Annotated in this window: 2 protein-coding genes; one reads left to right on the top strand and one right to left on the bottom strand. The window is 32.9% G+C overall.

Translation table 11 applies throughout. From position 1 onward, the window contains the following. Positions 1 to 56: 56 nt before the first annotated feature. A complete protein-coding gene (locus GJV03_RS21205; RefSeq protein WP_151956484.1) occupies positions 57 to 1,403 on the top strand; it encodes a hypothetical protein in 1,347 nt (448 codons plus the stop codon). A 109-nt stretch (positions 1,404 to 1,512) separates the two neighbouring features. On the opposite strand, the gene GJV03_RS21200 is transcribed toward GJV03_RS21205, so the two are convergent. After that, entirely contained in the window at positions 1,513 to 2,322 is an 810-nt protein-coding gene (locus GJV03_RS21200; protein ID WP_154131071.1) for a DUF4882 family protein, read from the bottom strand. Positions 2,323 to 2,538: the final 216 nt, after the last annotated feature.

Below are 2,538 nucleotides of genomic sequence, written 5' to 3'. Positions count from 1 at the left end.
TAATTTAGTGTTGGTATAAAAATAAGGTCAAGCTTTGCTCAGGATGGAAGCGTACGATGTTCGAAAGAAAATATCTAAATGTTGTATTACTAATATTGAGTGTTTTAGCGATGAGTATGACTCATGCTGCGACTTTACAAGCCTTGACTGACGAACAATTGTCAGAAACCACTGGTCAAGCACTGATGAGTTTGAGTTATATTGCACCAACAGATATTGCGAATTTAGAGGCTCGCCGTACAGGTGGAGATAGTAGTGTTGGGTTTTATAAATTAGGCTTAGAAGCGAATGTTGAATTAAATGCAAATATCAAAAAACTTCAGTTAGGTTGTGGTGGTATCAATGGAAGTGGCGGTTGTGATTTAGATTTAGATAGCGTTTCTTTTGGCTGTATTACAGGCGCAGCAGGTTATTGTATTACCTCTGCAACAACAAACCCGAATCAACCTAGTGGTCTTGATAGTAATAACGCCATCAGTAATCAAAAGAATATGAAGGATTTTGTCTTAACAAATCCTTATTTCCAATTTGCAATTAAAAATCCTAATAGTGCTTCTACTCGGGAAGTGGTGGGTATACGCATAGGAGCTGAAAAAGCAGAAGGTCCATTATCTATTGGTAATTTAAATAGTTTTAGTGGTTATTTTACAGGAAAGGCAAATTTAACCATGTTAGGTGAAACAAATGTTTCTCCTGTAACTTCAACAACCTGGAATTCAAAAGCAATATCAACGCCTAGTGCTTTTCTGGGGTTAGATGATGCTACAATTTTAGATGTACTCCTTGCTTCAGTAAAATATAGTGAAATTACTGCAAATTATTCAACTGTAAGTAGAAATGGTTTAGCTGTTTCTGTCGTTGGTAACCGTGTTAGTCAAGCAAAAATAATAGGTTTAGATTTGAGTTCGGTTGTAGATGATATTATAAATGGTACTTCAACCACTTCAGCACTGGAGTTAAATACCAGTAACTCTTGTGTGCGGATTTTGGGTGCTTGCACAGGATCTTTTGGGGCAAATGTTGGTAATCTTTTACTACCAAGATTAAGAGGTGGTATTTCTGATTATATTAAACAACAATTAGCAACAGGGCTTGGTACTTCTGTTTCGGGATTGAGTACCTATCAAATGCCTTATAATTTAAGTAACGTGCATCAAATAGATGTGAATTCAAATACTTTTGGTATTGCTCTATCTGCACAAAATTTACAATATCCTGACTATGCAGCAGCAGTGAGTAAAGGTTGGAGTATGTATCTTCAAGATGCTTTTACGCTTAATATTTCAGATAAAGTAAGTAATCTTGTGAGTAATATTGCTTCAAGTTCAAATGCGAAAGATGGAAATATTACTTTATTAGAACAGCCTTATCGTAATTGTTATGGTTCATTAAAATTCTGTTAATTTTTGGCTTCTAGAGGCTTAAAAATAAAGAAATTTAGCACTCATGATGAATCAGCTTTCTATATCAAACGTTTTAAAACCCACTTCATTCCAGTGGGTTTTTTATAGTTTAAATTGTATTCTCGCAGATGTCTTTCGTGTTGGAAGAATAGTTTAAAGTCATTTGGCTACGCTCAAAGATAAGCGTTTCTCTTGGTTGATAAGTGCCTATTAGCGATGTTGGATAACCACCTACAAGACCAAACATTTGGAAGCTGATTTGAGTGGCTGAGTCTGATAAGGGGGTATTGTTAATATAGCCTTTATCTATACCATTTAAATTTATTCCAATTTGTTTTGAATCCTGATCTAAATAAAGGCCGATTTTATAATTATTTGCAGAGCTATAAGCTATATCAAATTCTTTTTCATAATTAATGCCTGCACCCAAATCAGAAAAACTAACATAGACTTTTTTTGTTTTCGTATCATCTGAATTTGTAAGCCATATGAAGCCTCCATACTTCAGGTTTCCATTTTTGATACCATAAAAATTATATCCTAATGTATATACACCACTCTGATTTCCAGAATGAGATCCTATAGGGATATCTGCAAAGTTATCAATTTTTAGCTCTACTGCGTACATTCCTGTACTCGATAGATTCTTATCGCCTAGAATTGTGTTGTTTGTTCCATTTATATAGTTTTTATAAGATTGCGCAAATGAAGAAGTACTTGCATGATATTGATATGACGAATTCTCGAGTAGAAAACTAGCAGTTGCTCCATTTAAATATGGAAATTTTTTTGCAAGGGGAATCGGGTTCCCAATCATTTGTTGGATTTCAGTGTTTGTTGCATCAAAATTATAACTACATGCAGCCCAACTACTTATACATATTGAATTTATCATTAAGCCGAATATCATTCTTTTCATGGTGTATCCCTTTTTATTTTGAGATTTTACTATAAAGTTAAAATGAAATAGATGTGAAAATATCCGATAAAAAGGTCTAAAAAATTTAAATATTAAATACTTGCTTTAAGTAGATTAATTTTAATTAAAATGTTTGAACTATTTTTTATATCGATCATTAATTTTTTATTTATATTTGAATTTAAATCGTTTTTTATCATTGATAATTTCTATGGA

The sequence above is a fragment of the Acinetobacter sp. RIT698 genome (genome assembly GCF_009668065.1).
Lineage (GTDB): Bacteria > Pseudomonadota > Gammaproteobacteria > Pseudomonadales > Moraxellaceae > Acinetobacter > Acinetobacter guillouiae.
The sequence above is the reverse complement of the archived record's forward strand: the minus strand, read 5'-3'. Positions and strand labels throughout refer to the sequence as shown.